We start from the raw sequence: 16,002 nt of genomic DNA on the forward strand, positions 1-16,002 counted from the left end.
CCTTTGCAGTGTCGACCTAGCAGCCATCGGGGACTGTGCTGGAGAGGGTCTTTTTCGGATCGCACATTCGGACCTGCCCGCCCACCGAAAGCGTGACCTGGAGCGGGCGGTCGGAAGCGGTTCTGGCTACGGAATAGGTGTTGGCCGCGGAGGTGCATGCGGTGCTCAGCACGTTGATGGCACTGGAGGAGGCCAAAGTGACCACACTACCCAGTGGGCCAAAGCACACCATGGCCGGACCGGTAATCGTGACCCCGGCCTGTGTTGCATGGTTGCCGCCCTGGACGTAGTCTGTGGTGGCAGCCGTCTCGGTCGTGGCACCGCTGGTCACCGGCAGGGTCTGTACAAACCAGTTTGTGCCGTTGGCGCTGGGGGCTGCACTGAGGGCCGGGGTGGCGCTGGTCAAGGCAAAGACGGTCACTCGGTTGCGTCGCAAGGCCTCGGCCTGGGCCATGCGCAGACCGTTTTGCACGTCCTCGGCAACACTGCGCACTTTGGCGTTGGCAATCCAGGTGCTGAAGGATGGCATGCTCGCCAGTAGGAGCAGCGCGGCGACGGTTAAAGTCACCATCAGCTCAATCAGGGTGAACCCGCGCTGCTTCAGCATGTATCTCCCTGGCGCATGATCCAGCACGCTGCGGTGGTGCCGCCCCAGGCCGTGGACAGCGTGCTGGTTTTGCTGTCCGACTGGTCGATGGTGTAGCTGAAGCCCGCAATCACCCCTGAGCCGGTCGCAGTGGCGGTGAAGGCCGTACTGCTGATGCCGGAGCACACCAGCGAATACGGTGTGGGGTTGGTGTAGGTGCTGGCGGTCGCTGTGCAGGGCGCTACTGCGCTTGTCGACGTTACATAGGTGCGATTGTCCTGGTAGAACTGCTCCATCTTGGCTCGCGTGGCTTGCAAGTCATTGGTCAAGGTCGCCAAGTGCCCGCGTATGACGTAATTTTTGTAGGAAGGCAGTGCCACGGCGGCCAGGATAGCGACCACGGCCACGGTGATCATGAGCTCGATCAGAGTGAAACCCCTTACCGCTGATGGTTGGCCAGGTGGAGTGATGGCGGAGGAAGAGGGGATATGACAGCGCATGGAGCAAGTTACAAATGGGTAAGTTCCCCATTTGTATATATTCTTGTATATGTAACATTTGCCCCGGATACCAGCCAGTTGGCGGAAACGGGGACATCATTTTTGAAATTGAAACGGTTGTGACAACGCTCTCAGCATGACAGTTCATGGTCGTGCAAGCCATCAGGCCATCCTGATAATTGAGTCAGTAGGTATTTCAAGTGGTCAGAATTTCCTGACGCGTAGTTGTCATACATGGGTTTTTTTGTTTACTCTTAGGCGACATGAGGAGGGTATTGCGCTAGCTACAGCAGCTGTTGCGCCTGACTGTTAAGCTTTGCGCCGCTCACTATTCGACTGCCCAGACCCATGAACATCCTCTTCGTCGCCGACCCCCTCGAGTCTTTCAATATCTACAAGGACAGCACCTTCGTAATGATGCGCGAGGCGCAGCGGCGCGGCCACACCATCTCGGCCTGCGAGCCGCAAGACCTGCAGTGGCAGACCGGTGGCGTGGTGACGGCCCAGGTGCGCGACATCCACCTCACGGGTGACAAGACCGACTGGTTCAGCGTCAGCCAGCCGCTGTTTGCCAACAGCCCACGCGCGCTGAAGGACTTTGGCGCCATCATCATGCGCAAGGACCCGCCGTTCGATTCCGAGTTCTTCTACGCCACCCACCTGCTGGAGCAGGCCGAGCGCGAAGGCGCCAAGGTCTTCAACAAGCCGCGCGCGCTGCGCGACCACCCGGAAAAGCTGGCCATCATGGAGTTCCCGCAGTTCAGCGGGCCTACGCTGGTGACGCGCAGTGCCGAGGCCATCCGCCGCTTCCATGCCGAACACAAGGACGTGATCCTCAAGCCGCTGGACGGCATGGGCGGCATGGGCATCTTCCGCGTCAAGGAAGATGGGCTGAACCTGGGCAGCATCATCGAGACGCTGAACAAGAACGGCGCCGAGAGCGTGATGGTGCAGAAGTTTCTCCCTGCCATCGCCCAGGGCGATAAGCGCGTGCTGGTGATCGGCGGCAAGCCCGTACCGTTTTGCCTGGCACGCATTCCGCAGGGCGGTGAGGTGCGCGGCAACCTGGCCGCTGGCGGCAAGGGCGTGGCCCAGCCGCTGTCAGCGCGGGACCGCGAAATCGGCGAAGCCCTGGGCCCCATCCTGGCCGCGCGCGGCCTGCTGCTGGTGGGCGTGGACGTGATTGGCGACAGCGTGACCGAGATCAATGTCACCAGCCCCACCTGCTTCCAGGAAATCTTCGACCAGACCGGCTGCGACGTGGCGGCGCTGTTTGTCGACGCGCTGGAAGCCGCGCTGGCCTAGCGCGGCGCTGAAAAGCCTGACTTTATTCACGCTGCGGCCGAAAGCACGCGGCAGAGGGTAAATCCGCGCAAGCAAGAGTTGTTTGTGCGCGTGGTGGGCACTTATCATCTTTGTAAACTTCCAGCCGCCCATTGATGCCAGAACAAGCCCCACCCGGTCCCGACCCTGCCAGCCTACAGCGCTGGCTGGTGGGCATGGCCATGCCGGTGTGTGTCAAGGATGCTGGCAGCCGTTATCTGTTCGCCAACCAGGCATTTGAAGCCTTGTTTGGCACGACCGACGATGCATTGCGTGGCGGCCACGGCGAGCCGGTTTTTTCGCCGGAGCAGGTGGCCGATTCTCTGGCCGCTGATGCCAAGGTATTCGCCAGTGGCGTGACGGCTTCTTTTGAGTCGGTGTATTGCAGCCCTGTGGATGGGAAAAACCGCCTGCTGCACAGTCTGAAAACGCCGCTGTTTGACGCTGCGGGCCAACCGCAATTCTTGATCGAAGTCATACAGGACGTGACAGATAGCCGCCAGGCCTATGCTGACCTGCAGGCCTATGACCAGCGCTTCCGCGATCTGGTGGATTTCACCGACGGCATTGTGTGGGAGGCTGAAGCCACCACCTTTAACAACACCTTCATTAGCAAAAGCGCCGAACGTCTGTTGGGTTATCCGTCGGAAGACTGGCTGACACCTGATTTCTGGGCCAACCACATCCATCCTGAAGACCGCCGGCATGCCATGCAGTATTCATCCGACTGCATCGCCCGGGGCGAGGACCATGAGTTCCAGTACCGCTTCATCAAGCGGGACGGCAGTGTGGTGTGGATACACGACAGCACAAAGATCGCCATGCAGGACGGCAAACCCAAATGGCTGCGCGGGATGATGGTAGACATCACCGCGCGCCAGCAGGAGCAGCAGCAGTTGCGGGTCAGCCACCAGTCGCTGAAGGCGATCTCGCAAGGCGTGGTGATCGCCGACCCGCAGCAGCGCATCGTGTCGGTGAACGACGCCTTCTCTAGCATCACCGGCTACGCTCCCGCCGAGGCCATGGGCCGGACCTGGGACTTGCTGCAGGGGCCGGATACGGCCCTGGATTCCGTGGATGCGATGCGCTTGAACATGGCCTACGGCTCCAACTATTACGGCGACATCCTGCACTACCGCAAGGACGGCAGCACCTTCTGGGACGAGTTGACCATCTCGCCGGTGCGTGATGCGCGGGGCACCTTGACGCATTTCATCGGTGTCATCCGCGATAACACCAAGCGCCACCAGAACGAGGAGGAAATCCGCCGTCTGGCGTTTTACGACCCGTTGACCGGCCTGCCGAACCGGCGCCTGCTGCTGGACCGGCTGCGCCATGCCCAGCTCGGCACCACCCGTACGCTGCAACATGCGGCCGTGTTGTTCCTGGATCTGGATAACTTCAAGCAGCTCAACGACACCCTGGGCCATGATGTGGGCGACATGCTGCTGCAAGAGGTGGCGCAGCGGCTCACCTCCTGTGTGCGCGAAGGCGACAGCGTGGCGCGGCTGGGGGGCGACGAGTTTGTGCTGCTACTGGAAGCACTGAGCCCGCATGGCCCGGAGGCCGCAGCCCAGGCCGAGATGGTGGCCAGCAAGATTCTGCACACCCTGGGCGAGCCCTATGCGCTGGGCAAACACCGGCACCACAGCACGCCCAGCATAGGCATCGTGGTTTTCGTCCAAGACAACGAATCCATCGACGAGCTGTTGAAGAAAGCCGACATCGCCATGTACCAGGCCAAAGCGGCGGGCCGCAACGTGGCGCGTTTTTACGAGCCCGCCATGCAGGCTGCCGCGGCGGCCCGGGCGCAGCTGGAAAAAGACCTGCGCCAAGGGTTGGTGCGTGGCGAGTTCCTCCTGTACTACCAGGTTCAGGTGGAAACCCATGCTGACGGCACCGTGCGCACCATTGGCACCGAAGCGCTGGTGCGTTGGCAGCATCCGACACGCGGCCTGGTGTTGCCCGCCGCGTTCATTCCGATTGCCGAAGAGTCCGGCCTGATCCTGCCGCTGGGTCAGTGGGTACTGGAAGCCGCCTGTGCCCAGCTGGTGGCCTGGGCCAGGCAGCCGGACACGGCGCACTGGACGGTGGCGGTCAACGTCAGCGCCGCACAGTTTTCCAAGGCCGACTTCGTGTCCACCGTCAGCACCGCGCTGCAAGCGACGGGGGCCAACCCGGACCGCCTGAAGCTGGAGATCACTGAAAGCATGCTGATGCATGACGTGGAGGAGGTGGTGGCCAAGATGAATGCCATCAAGGCCTACGGTGTACGCATGTCGCTGGATGACTTTGGGACAGGCTTTTCCTCGCTGAGCTCCTTGAAGCGCCTGCCGCTGGACCAACTGAAGATCGACAAATCCTTTGTGCGCGACCTGCTGACCGACCCCAGCGATGCCGTCATCGCCCGCACCATCGTGGACATGGGCCACAGCCTGGGTTTGCGCGTGGTGGCCGAGGGTGTGGAGACGCAAGGCCAGCATGCATTCCTGGCCAATATAGGCTGCGATGCCTACCAGGGCTACTACTTCGGGCGGCCCGTGCCCAGCAGCCAACTGGTGTTGCCAATACAGCGCGCGGCATAGGCCCGCAGCGGTCAGGGCAGGTTGTAAGGCGTCACTACCTGCACGGCGGACGAGGTGGTTGAGATGCCGGCCGGCGCCGCACCATGCGCCGCCATGATGTGCAAGCAGGCCTGGCGCATGTCTTGTTGCAGATCGTGGTGCAGCACGGCCTGCAGAGTGCCGTCGCGCAGTAGCGCCAGGTTGTCGGCATCTAGGTCGTGGGCGATGAACACCCGACATGGGCGCTGCAGCTGCGCGAAGGCTTGCTGTATCGCCGCGTTGGCGCCGCCAATGGAATACACCGCTTCTACATCCGGTAGCTGCTTGAGCCGCTTGCGCACCAGGGCTACCGTGGCATCGTGCAGTCCTAGTCCCTCGCTTACCTCGTGCAGCACCAGGTTTTTGAACTGGGAGCGCACGGCCTGGCGAAAGCCAATTTCCCGCTCCTCCTCGCCCCGGAAGCGGTTGCTGCTGATGGACACCAGCACGCCGGTTTTGCGCTTACCCAGCCACTGCGACACCAGGTAGGCCGCGGTGTGGCCGGCGGCGCGGTTGTCCATGCCCACATAGGCAAGGCGTGCCGAACCCGGCAGGTCGGTCACCAGCGTCACCACGGGAATGCCCTTGGCCTGCAGGCGGGCAACGGCTTGGGACACCTCGGGCACATCGGGGGCCTTCAGCAGCACGCCGTGGCTACCCTGCTGCAGGATCTTGTCTAGCGTGGCCACCAGCTGCGTGGTGGCTTGGTCCTCACCCAGGTGGTAGCGGGCGCGGAAGATGGCCGGGTGCAGGCCCGGCAGCACCTGCTCCAGCGCCGTGCGTACCAGCAGGCTGAAGCGCTGTGGCGCCTGCATCACCACATCCACCCAGAACTTGCGCCCGATCAGGCCGACCTGGTTCTTCTGCCGGTCCAGCTCCTGCAGCGCCTGTTCTACCCGCCGCACCGTGTGCTGGCGCACACCACCGCGCTGGTTCAACACCCGGTCCACCGTGGCCAGGCTGGTTCCGGCCTGCGAGGCGATGTCTTTCAGAAGGTGCGTATGGGCCATTTTTTGATGGATTTTTGAGGTGTTTTTGAAGGCTTTTGAGTCCCTATTATTCATCTGCAATACCTACACTGGCACATCTTTCACCGATGGACTCCAGCCATGCCCTCCCTGCAAAACGACACAGCCGCATCCCGCTCGCACCACTGGCTCAGACCCGAAGACTGCACGGTGGCCGAGCTGGATGCGGTGCTGCGCACCCCTGCCAATCCCGCCGATTACCCGCTGGCCAGCGGGGTGGACATGGGCGTGCCGCAGTACGACTGCGCGCAGTTGCGCCAGCAGGTGGCAGCGACTTCCCAGCCGGTGCTCTTCCAGCAGCAGCTGATGGCCGAATGGAGCCGGGTGTGGAGTGACGGTCCGGGTGTACTGGCCTTGCAAGGCCTGTTTGCCGACCTGGCCGTGGTGGATGCCGCCACCGCCGTGTTCCTGCGCATGATTGCCGCCGAGCGGCTGCTGGGCGCCAAGGCCGACCATTTCGCCAAGCCCGGCGCCAACGACCGGGTGTGGAATGCGCTGGAGAAGTTTTGTGTGGAAGCGCCCGAGGTATTCGCCGCCTACTACGGCAATGAGCTGCTGGCGCTGGTCTGCGAGGCCTGGCTGGGCCCGGCCTACCAGATGACCTCGCAGATCAACAGCGTGAACCCTGGCGGCGTAGCGCAGATGGCCCACCGCGACTACCACCTGGGCTTTTTGACCGCCGCGCAGGCGGCGCGCTACCCGGCGCCGGTGCACCGCCTGTCGCCCTATCTGACGCTACAGGGTGCGGTGGCGCATGTGGACATGCCGCTACACAGCGGGCCCACGCTGTACCTGCCGCATTCGCACAAATACCTACCGGGCTATCTGGTGGCGGGTCAGCCGGAGTTCCAGGCGTATTTTGATGCCCACCATGTGCAGCTGCCGCTGCGCAAGGGCGATGCGGTGTTTTTCAACCCCGCGTTGATGCACGCCGCGGGCCATAACCGATCTACCGACATCTGCCGCATGGCGAACCTGCTGCAGGTGTCCTCAGCCTTCGGCCGCGCCATGGAGTCGGTGAACCGGCAGCGCATGGTGCAGGCGCTGTACCCGGCGCTGCGTGCACTGCAACAGGCGGGTGCTGTAACAGACGCAGCCCTGGCTTGCGCCGTCGCCGCCTGCGCCGAGGGCTATGCCTTCCCGACCAATCTGGACCGCGATCCGCCCCTGGGTGGTCTGGCGCCGGAGAGCCAGCAAGGCCTGGTGTTGCGCGCCCTGGCGGAGCAGTGGCCGGCGCCGCAATTGAACCAGGCTCTGCAGCAGCAAGCGGACAAGAAGAAAACCACGTCCTAGGTTTGGGTGGTTTCAGCTGCGTGGGCGGCGCATGTGCGGTGGCTTGTCTCGTTGCCGGAGTCGCACTGATTCGCTATTGATTTGGTAGCTGCTTGCGCAGGTATTTCCGGCGCCAGAGGTGTATTTGACTTGAAGCCGCTAGCCGACCAGTGCGCCGTCCACAAACACCTTCAGCTCGCCCGGTGCGAAGGCCGTCCAGGCCTCGTTGGTGGTCAGCGGCGCGGTGGCCACCAGGGCCACGCGGTCCTGGGCGGTGGTGTGTTCGGCAAAGTTGACGCTCAGGTCCTCGTCCTTCAGCGTGGCGTGGGCGAACGGATGCTGGCGCTCCAGGTAGTGCAGCTGCGTGGAGGCATGGGCCCACAGCGCCTCGCCGTTGCTGAGCAGGAAGTTGAAGGTGCCGTGGCGGGCGATGCGCTGGCCCAGCTCGCGCAGGGTCAGGGTCAGCTCGGCCACGCTGGGCACGCCGGCGTGGGACTTGGCCAGCTCTTGCATCACCCAGCAGAAGGCGCGTTCACTGTCGGTATTGCCCACCGGTTGGAAGCTGCTGTGCAAGCGGGGGTGGAAGTCTTTCAAATCACCATTGTGGGCAAACACCCAGTAGCGGCCCCAGAGTTCGCGCACAAAGGGGTGGCAGTTCTCCAGCGCTACCACGCCTTGCGTGGCTTTGCGGATGTGGGCGATGACGTTGCGGCTCTGGATCGGGTAGCGGCGTATCAGCTCGGCCACCGGCGACTCGCAGGCCGCCTGGTGGTCCACGAAATGGCGCAGGCCCCGGCCCTCAAAAAAGGCGATGCCCCAGCCGTCGCTGTGGTGGTCAGTGCGGCCGCCGCGTTCGGCGAAGCCGCTGAAGCTGAACACCACGTCGGTCGGCGTGTTGCAGTTCATTCCCAGCAGTTGGCACATGGGGTCAGTCTTTCGGCGTGGAGAGGGGGCCCGCAGCACAGCGTGGGCACAGGCAGGCCCGGTTCAGTGCCTCGGGTGGCAACTGGGCCAGCGCCTGCGGGGCCACGCTTTGTGTTGTGCACCAGCACGGGGGTTGCGCAATGCCGCTGCTGCGCTCCAGTTCCAGGGCGCAGTGGTTGGCCTGACCGCACAGCGGGCACTGGCTGGGGAGGATGGCTGTAGGGGGCGTATCGGCGGGCATGGGGAATCTTAAGGCGAAGGGGCTGGCCGGCTGGGGTTTAGGTAAAAAACGGGGTTCCGTGCTCTATTTACGTACGCTTGGCGCTACTTATTTTGTAGTGTTTCCGGCACAACCCAGTAGGCTCGCAGCATAAATATCGGGTGCTGGCGGTTTTCCCTAAAATCAAATGTATCAATACCTTACACAATCGAAGATGGGGCAGACAATATTTACTTTGCGGTGAGAAAGCAAAGTAGTGCAAAGGCCGGATATGCGCATAAATTTCACAATAAAAGCACTGTTGACGCTGATGGGTATGGGCCTGGGGTCTATGGTTTTTGCCGCAACACAGGCCGGTTTTGCAGGCATGTCGGCTGGAAGCCCGGCGACTGCGGCGGCCTTGGATCTTCCGGTTGGCAATGATGCAGCCTCCGCCGAGGCAGCGCGCAAATCTCCGGTCACCAAGACCGACGAAGCCCCTTCGGCAGCCCGTGCAGCCCCTGAAGCACCAGCTGCCGTGACGAACGCGAATGTCTCCATTGGCAAGCCTGCCAATGACGAGTCGATTAGCGCCGCTTACAAAGACCTGGTGAAGGCGACCGGCGCCCAGGATACCTACCAGAATCTGAGTGCCGACTTGAGCATGGAAAAGGCCCGCCAGGTGCTGGATGCGGGCAGCGAGGACGAGATCGATGCCGCGCGCAGGGCCCGTGCGAACAACGATGTATCTGCCGGCATGCGCACCGCTGGCCCGGCGCGCACAGAAGAGCAAATGCGCCAGGACGAGGCCCGTGCGTCCTTGTTGGCCGCGCAACTGTTGGACGAGGTGGCGCCCTGGGTGGGGGGGGCCGTGGTCCTGTATCTCGGCATGAAGATCGCGCGCTATTTTTTGCTGCGTAGCCGGGCGAAATCGTCTCGGCGGCGCAGGCACCGCCGCTCCATGGTCCGTTCCCGCTGAGTTCTCTACCTGCCCGTGTGGCTTTGTACCGTCGGCCGCATACAGGCAAGAGTACAATTCAGATGCAATTAATTCGTATTTGCATTTTTGTGGAGCGGGCATAGGGTCTGCACCCTTGGAATGCAGCTCCTACCCTCACCATTCTTTTCATGAAAATTTCCATTCCGTTTTTGGCACGCGCTGCGGCACTGGCAGTGGGTGTGTTGGCGACGTCCGTGTGGGCGCAGGCGTCTGATCCGCTGGTGGTGTACAACGCCCAGCACGTCAGCCTGACCCAGGCCTGGGCCGATGGTTTCACCAAGGAAACCGGCATCAAGGTGATTTTGCGCAATGGTGGCGACAGTGAATTGGGCAACCAACTGGTGCAAGAAGGCGCGGCCTCCAATGCCGACGTGTTCCTGACCGAAAACTCCCCCGCCATGGCCCTGGTGGATGCCGCTGGCTTGTTCGCGCCGCTGGACCCGGCCACCCTGGCCCAGGTGCCTGCCAGCTTCCGTCCTGAACACGGCCGCTGGATTGGCGTTGCTGCCCGCACCACGGTGTTTGTTTACAACAAGAAAAAATTCACCCCTGAACAGTTGCCCAAGTCCATGATGGATCTGGCCAACCCCAACTGGAAAGGCCGTTGGGCCGCATCGCCTGCGGGCGCAGACTTCCAGGCCATCGTCAGCGCCATGCTGGAACTCAAGGGTGAGCCCGCGACGGCCGCTTGGCTGAAGGCGATGAAGGAAAACGCCACGCCTTACAAGGGCAATAGCGTTGTCCTGAAGGCCGTGAATGCAGGCCAGATCGATGGCGGCATCATCTACCACTACTACCGTTTCGGCGACCAGGCCAAGACCGGTGAAAACAGCAACAACACCGCGCTGTACTACTTCCGCAACGAAGATCCGGGTGCTTTTGTCAGCATCTCTGGTGGTGGTGTGTTGGCTAACAGCAAGCGCCAAGCCCAGGCCCAGGCCTTCGTCAAATGGGTGACGGGCAAGGGCGGCCAGGAAATTCTGCGCACCGGTGACTCGTATGAGTATGCCGTGGGTTTCGGTGCCCCATCCAATTCCAAACTGGTGCCTCTGGCAGAGTTGCAGGCACCTAAAGTCGAGCCTTCCAAACTGAATAGCAAAAAAGTGTCGGACCTGATGACCCAGGCGGGCTTGCTATAAAAATTGAGTGTCCGTAGTACCTTCGGTTCTTCCTAGCGCGCCTGCCATGCCAGGCGCGCTGCCGCATTTCTTGCGCCGCATGCGGCGCTTTTCTGCGTCCTGGGTGGGTGTAGCGGCGGTTTTGGTGTCTTTGTTTGCGCTGTTGCCGCTGGGCTTTGTGGTCTGGGTGGCCTGGAACACGGGGTGGGAGCTTGCTGCTCCGCTGGTGTTCCGCCCGCGCGTTGGCGAACTCCTGATCAACACCGCCTGGCTGGTGGCCTGCACCGTTCCCCTGTGTGCGATCTTGTCCTTGGCGCTGGCCTGGCTGACCGAGCGCAGTGACCTGCCCGGTGCCCGTACCTGGGCCTGGCTGGCGGTGGCACCCCTGGTGGTGCCGGCTTTTGTCCATAGCTATGCCTGGATCACCGTGGCGCCCGGTCTGCATGGCCTGGCTGGTGGCATGCTGGTGTCCATCCTGGCATATTTCCCGTTCATGTACTTGCCCTTGGCTGCCGCGCTGCGCCGCCTGGACCCGGGCATGGAAGACGCGGCTGCGTCGCTGGGCCTAGGGCCCTGGGCGGTGTTTTTCCGCGTGGTGCTGCCGCAGCTGCGCCTGGCCCTGTGTGGCGGCGGCCTGCTGGTGGGGCTGCATCTGTTGGCCGAATACGGCTTGTTCGTGATGATCCGGTTTGACACTTTCACCACCGCCATCGTGGACCAGTTCCAGTCCACCTACAACGGTCCCGCCGCGAATATGCTGGCCGGCGTGCTGGTGGTGTGCTGCTTTGCCCTGCTGGCGCTGGAGTCTGGCCTGCGCGGCAACGAGCGCTATGCCCGCGTGGGCACGGGTGCGGCCCGCATGCCCATGCGCGCCCGGCTTGGCCGCTACACCGTGCTGGCCTGGCTGTTGCCGGCCGTGACGGCATTGCTGTCTCTGGGCGTGCCGCTGTTTACTCTCGGGCGTTGGCTGATTGCCGGTGGTGCGGCCGTTTGGCACTGGGATGTGATGGCCTCGGCCCTCGGCCAAACCTTGGCCTTGGCGGTGGCGGGCGGCATTTTGACCACGCTGGTGTCCGTGCCCATGGCCTGGTTGTCCATCCGCGCACCGGGTCGTCTGCAGCGGCTTACCGAGGCTTGCAATTACTTGGTCGGCTCCTTGCCTGGCGTGGTGGTGGCCCTGGCATTGGTCACCGTAACCGTGCGCGTGGCGTTGCCGATTTACCAAACCGTGTTCACCGTGTTGCTGGCCTATGCGCTGATGTTTTTGCCGCGTGCCCTGGTCAGCCTGCGTGCGGGCATTGCCCAGGCGCCGGTCGAGCTGGAATACGCGGCGCGCAGCCTGGGCCGCTCGCCCGCGCAGGCGCTTTGGTCCGTGACCCTGCGTCTGGCCGCGCCGGGTGCTGCGGCCGGCATGGCCATGGTCTCTCTGGGTATTACCAATGAGTTGACGGCCACCTTGCTGTTGGCGCCCAGCGGCACGCAAACCCTGGCAACGGCCTTCTGGGCTTTCAGCAGCGAAATCGACTACGCCGCAGCCGCGCCTTATGCCTTGACCATGGTGCTGTTGTCCATGCCCATGACCTGGCTTTTGTATGTGCAATCGAAACGGACCGCCGGAAGATGAGTTTTCTTGAATTGAATGCGGTGCGTAAAAGCTATGGCCAGGTGGTAGCACTGGACGGCGTGGACCTGCATGTGCCCGCCGGTAGCCGAACCGCCATCGTCGGGCCTTCCGGCTCAGGTAAAACCACGCTGCTGCGCCTGATCGCCGGCTTTGAAGCGCCCGACGCCGGCCGCATCAGCCTGGGGCGCCAGCAACTGGCCCAGGGCCTGCAATCCGTGCCGGCCCACCAGCGCGGCATCGGCTTTGTGCCGCAGGAAGGGGCTTTGTTTCCGCACCTCAGCGTGGCCGACAACATTGGTTTCGGCCTGGCCCGCAACGCGCCCGACCGCAGCCAGCGCATCACCGAGCTGATGCAGATGGTGACCCTGGACCCGGTCATGCTGTCACGCCGCCCGCACGAGCTGTCGGGCGGACAGCAGCAGCGCGTGGCCCTGGCCCGCGCCCTGGCCTTGCGACCACGCCTGATGCTGCTGGACGAGCCGTTTTCGGCGCTGGACACCGGTTTACGTGCCAGTACCCGCAAGGCCGTGGCCCAACTGCTGGGCGCGGCCGGTATCACCACCATTCTGGTCACGCACGACCAGGCTGAGGCTTTGTCGTTCGCCGACCAGGTCGCTGTGATGCGCGGCGGCAAGCTGGTCCAGGTTGGCGCACCCAATGCGCTGTATCTGCGCCCGGTAGATGCCGCCACGGCCCAGTTTCTGGGTGAAACCATTGTTCTGCCGGCCCAGTTGGCGCAGGGCTGGGCGACCTGCGCGCTGGGCGTGATCCCTGTGCACGACAGTGAACGCACCGGTTCGGCGCAGATCATGTTGCGTCCTGAGCAACTGCAGCTGACCCCGGTTCCGGCGGAACAGCTGGACCCAGACGCTGAAGCCTGCTGCGGCGTGGTGGAGGACATTGACTTCGGCGGCGCCCTGTGCGGGCTCACCGTGCGCCTGCTGGGCGAGGCGCAGGCGGGTACCGAGCCGCTGCTGGTGCGTAGCCCCGCCATCCACATTCCACCGCTGGGTTCTACCGTGCAAATTACCGTGATGGGCCAGGCCCACGTTTTTGCCAATTCCGTCACGGTATAAAAAACTTGTAAAAACTTTGTCAACCGATGCTTGGGACTGCTCGTTGTAGGTGCACAAGGAGTTTCCCATGACATCGATAGCCCACCCCACTGAATACAACTGGCCCTCTGACGACCGCGATCGTCGCCGGATGCCCGCACGTTAAAGTGCCTGCGACCCACCCCCCGGTGCCACGCCGGGCGAGCAGTGGGTTTGTAACAAAATCGGCAGCGCAAGCTGCCGTTTCCTATTGTGGGGAAAATGGGCTCTAGCGCAGGTGTTGCCTACGGTAGTAGCTGCATATTTCACAGCAAAACCGGCTTGAGCCGACCTGTTGCAAGTTAAAAAAATGGCACCCTAGGGTGCCATTTTTTATGCATGAAATCAGCCTCTGGTGCAGGTAATATCTGCGCAGGTAGCTACTGATTCAATAGCAAAACCTCAGGCCGTGCCGGCCTTCACCTTCAGGCGCCACGCGTGCAGCAAAGGCTCGGTGTAGCCGCTGGGCTGTTCCAGGCCCTTGAACACCAGGTCGCAGGCAGCTTTGTACGCGGCCGAGGTGCCAAAGTGGCCGGCCATGTTCTTGTAAAGCTTGTCGCCAGCGTTCTGCTTGTCCACCACGGCGGCCATGCGCTCGAAGGTTTCGGTGATCTGCTCTTTGGTCACCACGCCGTGGTGCAGCCAGTTGGCCATGTGCTGGCTGCTGATGCGCAGGGTGGCACGGTCTTCCATTAGGCCCACGTTGTGGATGTCGGGCACCTTGGAGCAGCCCACGCCCTGGGCCACCCAGCGCACCACATAGCCCAGGATGCCCTGGGCGTTGTTGTCCAGCTCCTGCTGCTTCTCGGCGGCGCTCCAGTTCGGCGTGGCGGTGACCGGGATTTGCAGCAGGTTGTCCAGAATGCCGTCGCGGGCCTTCTCGTAGTTGGTTTTTTCCAGTTCCTTCTGCACGTCGCGCACCAGCAGCTGGTGGTAGTGCAGGGCGTGCAGGGTGGCACCGGTGGGGCTGGGCACCCAGGCGGTGTTGGCGCCGGCCTTGGGGTGGGCAATCTTTTGCTCCATCATGGCCTTCATCAGGTCGGGCATGGCCCACATGCCCTTGCCGATCTGTGCCTTGCCGCGCAGGCCGCTGCTCAGGCCGGCCAGCACATTGTTCTTTTCATAGGCCTGGATCCAGGCGCTGGTCTTCATGTCACCCTTGCGCACCATGGGGCCGGCCAGCATGGCGGTGTGCATTTCGTCGCCGGTGCGGTCCAGGAAGCCGGTGTTGATGAAGGCCACGCGACTTTCGGCGGCGGCAATACAGGCTTTCAGGTTGACGCTGGTGCGGCGCTCTTCGTCCATGATGCCCAGCTTGACGGTGCTGTCGGCCAGGCCCAGCATTTTTTCCACGCGGCTGAACAGCTCGGCGGCAAACGCCACCTCGGCGGGGCCGTGCATCTTGGGCTTGACGATGTAGACCGAGCCCTTGCGCGAGTTGCGGATGGCGTCCTTCTTGGTCTTCTTCAGGTCGTGCAGGGCGATAGTCGTGGTGATGACCGCGTCCATGATGCCCTCGGGAATCTCTTGCGTGCTGCCGTCGGCGGCGGTGTAGGTGATGGCCGGGTTGGTCATCAGGTGGCCCACATTGCGCACAAACATCAGGCTGCGGCCGTGCAGCTTCACGTCCTTTTTGCCCTCGGGCGAGGTGTAGATGCGGTCGGCGTTCAGGCCGCGGGTCAGCGTCTTGCCGCCCTTGTCGAAGCTCTCGGTCAGCGTGCCTTGCAGAATGCCCAGCCAGTTGCCGTAGGCCAGTACTTTGTCTTCCGCGTCCACCACGGCCACCGAGTCTTCCAGGTCCAGGATGGTGCTGAGCGCGGCTTCCAGCACCAGGTCGCTCACGCCGGCCGCGTCGCTCTTGCCGATGGGCGTGGTGCGGTTGACGATGATGTCCAGGTGCAGGCCGTTGTGCTCCAGCAGCACGGAAGAGGGCGCCTTGGCCTCACCCTGGAAGCCCACGAACTGCGACTTGTGCTCCAGCTTGGAGGTGCTGCCGTCCTTCAGCGTGACGACCAGCTCGCCGCCCTTGACGCGGTAGCCGGTGGAGCCTACGTGTGTGCCCTTCTTCAGCGGCGCGCAGCGGTCCAGCACATTGCGTGCGTATTCAATGACCTTCTTGCCGCGCTTGGGGTTGTAGCCTTTCGGCCCCACTTTCTCGCAGCCTTTTTCTTCGCTGATCACGTCCGTGCCGTACAGCGCGTCGTACAGCGAGCCCCAGCGCGCGTTCGCGGCGTTCAGTGCGTAGCGGGCGTTCAGCACCGGCACCACCAGCTGCGGGCCGGCCTGGATGGCCAGCTCGGCGTCCACATTCTTGGTGCTGATCTTTACCTTCTTAGGCGCGGGCACCAGGTAGCCGATTTCTTCCAGAAAGGCCTTGTAGGCAGGCATGTCGGCGATGGGGCCGGGGTGGGCTTTGTGCCAGCTGTCCAGCGCGGTTTGCAGGCGGTCACGCTCTGCCAGCAGGGCAATGTTCTTAGGTGCCAGGTCGGCCACGATCGCACTGAACCCGGCCCAGAAGCTGGCGCTGTCCACACCGGTACCGGGTAGCACTTTCTCTTCAATGAACTGGTCCAGAACGGTGGCTACCTGGAGCTGGTGGCGGGTGGTGCGTGCTGTCATAGTGGTGCGCCTTTGCAGTGGGGTGGATCGGTGGAAAATGCTTCAAGCAAACGATAGGCCTACTTTATTCGATACTTAATCGGGTATTAATTCGATTAAATTGCATTTATAT

General features: G+C 62.8%; 13 protein-coding genes. 7 read left to right on the forward strand and 6 right to left on the reverse strand.

The window, feature by feature from the left end:
- Nucleotides 1-16 precede the first annotated feature (16 nt).
- Entirely contained in the window at nucleotides 17-607 is a 591-nt protein-coding gene (locus AC07R0_RS16295; protein ID WP_495105636.1) for a GspH/FimT family pseudopilin, read from the reverse strand.
- On the reverse strand, nucleotides 601-1,002 hold the full coding sequence (locus AC07R0_RS16300; RefSeq protein ID WP_495105637.1) for a type IV pilin protein: 402 nt from the start codon (nucleotides 1,000-1,002) through the stop codon (nucleotides 601-603). Before AC07R0_RS16300 ends, AC07R0_RS16295 begins: the two co-directional genes overlap by 7 nt.
- A 432-nt stretch (nucleotides 1,003-1,434) precedes the next feature.
- Here AC07R0_RS16300 and gshB point away from each other — a divergent pair, with 432 nt between their 5' ends.
- Both gshB and AC07R0_RS16310 read left to right on the forward strand, forming a co-directional pair.
- On the forward strand, nucleotides 1,435-2,391 hold the full coding sequence (gshB, locus tag AC07R0_RS16305; RefSeq protein ID WP_495105638.1) for a glutathione synthase: 957 nt from the start codon (nucleotides 1,435-1,437) through the stop codon (nucleotides 2,389-2,391).
- A gap of 134 nt (nucleotides 2,392-2,525) precedes the next feature.
- Nucleotides 2,526-4,994, forward strand: a complete 2,469-nt coding sequence (locus AC07R0_RS16310) for a sensor domain-containing protein (protein WP_495105639.1) — start codon at nucleotides 2,526-2,528, stop codon at nucleotides 4,992-4,994.
- An 11-nt stretch (nucleotides 4,995-5,005) separates the two neighbouring features.
- On the opposite strand, the gene AC07R0_RS16315 is transcribed toward AC07R0_RS16310, so the two are convergent.
- Complete coding sequence (locus tag AC07R0_RS16315; RefSeq protein ID WP_495105640.1) at nucleotides 5,006-6,022, reverse strand: LacI family DNA-binding transcriptional regulator; 1,017 nt, start codon at nucleotides 6,020-6,022, stop codon at nucleotides 5,006-5,008.
- Nucleotides 6,023-6,121: 99 nt separating this feature from the next.
- Between AC07R0_RS16315 and AC07R0_RS16320 the strand changes: the two genes are divergently transcribed.
- On the forward strand, nucleotides 6,122-7,333 hold the full coding sequence (locus AC07R0_RS16320; protein WP_495105641.1) for a phytanoyl-CoA dioxygenase family protein: 1,212 nt from the start codon (nucleotides 6,122-6,124) through the stop codon (nucleotides 7,331-7,333).
- Between the two features lie 138 nt (nucleotides 7,334-7,471).
- Here the strand turns inward: AC07R0_RS16320 and AC07R0_RS16325 are convergent, their stop codons facing one another.
- A complete protein-coding gene (locus tag AC07R0_RS16325; protein WP_495076836.1) occupies nucleotides 7,472-8,236 on the reverse strand; it encodes a class II glutamine amidotransferase in 765 nt (254 codons plus the stop codon).
- A gap of 4 nt (nucleotides 8,237-8,240) precedes the next feature.
- The gene (locus AC07R0_RS16330) at nucleotides 8,241-8,477 is read right to left on the reverse strand and encodes a cysteine-rich CWC family protein (protein WP_495076835.1); all 237 of its coding nucleotides are present in this window, start codon (nucleotides 8,475-8,477) and stop codon (nucleotides 8,241-8,243) included.
- 250 nt (nucleotides 8,478-8,727) lie between these two features.
- Between AC07R0_RS16330 and AC07R0_RS16335 the strand changes: the two genes are divergently transcribed.
- The 4 genes from AC07R0_RS16335 to AC07R0_RS16350 all read left to right on the forward strand — a co-directional run bounded on the left by AC07R0_RS16335 (nucleotide 8,728) and on the right by AC07R0_RS16350 (nucleotide 13,253).
- On the forward strand, nucleotides 8,728-9,414 hold the full coding sequence (locus AC07R0_RS16335) for a hypothetical protein (RefSeq protein WP_495105642.1): 687 nt from the start codon (nucleotides 8,728-8,730) through the stop codon (nucleotides 9,412-9,414).
- Nucleotides 9,415-9,563: 149 nt separating this feature from the next.
- A complete protein-coding gene (locus tag AC07R0_RS16340; protein ID WP_495105643.1) occupies nucleotides 9,564-10,574 on the forward strand; it encodes an iron ABC transporter substrate-binding protein in 1,011 nt (336 codons plus the stop codon).
- A gap of 46 nt (nucleotides 10,575-10,620) precedes the next feature.
- Complete coding sequence (locus tag AC07R0_RS16345; protein WP_495105644.1) at nucleotides 10,621-12,177, forward strand: ABC transporter permease; 1,557 nt, start codon at nucleotides 10,621-10,623, stop codon at nucleotides 12,175-12,177.
- Complete coding sequence (locus tag AC07R0_RS16350; protein WP_495105645.1) at nucleotides 12,174-13,253, forward strand: ABC transporter ATP-binding protein; 1,080 nt, start codon at nucleotides 12,174-12,176, stop codon at nucleotides 13,251-13,253. The genes AC07R0_RS16345 and AC07R0_RS16350 overlap by 4 nt, the downstream gene beginning before the upstream one ends.
- A gap of 420 nt (nucleotides 13,254-13,673) precedes the next feature.
- On the opposite strand, the gene AC07R0_RS16355 is transcribed toward AC07R0_RS16350, so the two are convergent.
- Nucleotides 13,674-15,890, reverse strand: a complete 2,217-nt coding sequence (locus AC07R0_RS16355; protein WP_495105646.1) for a malate synthase G — start codon at nucleotides 15,888-15,890, stop codon at nucleotides 13,674-13,676.
- Nucleotides 15,891-16,002: the final 112 nt, after the last annotated feature.

Source organism: Rhodoferax sp. GW821-FHT07F03 (assembly GCF_059418745.1).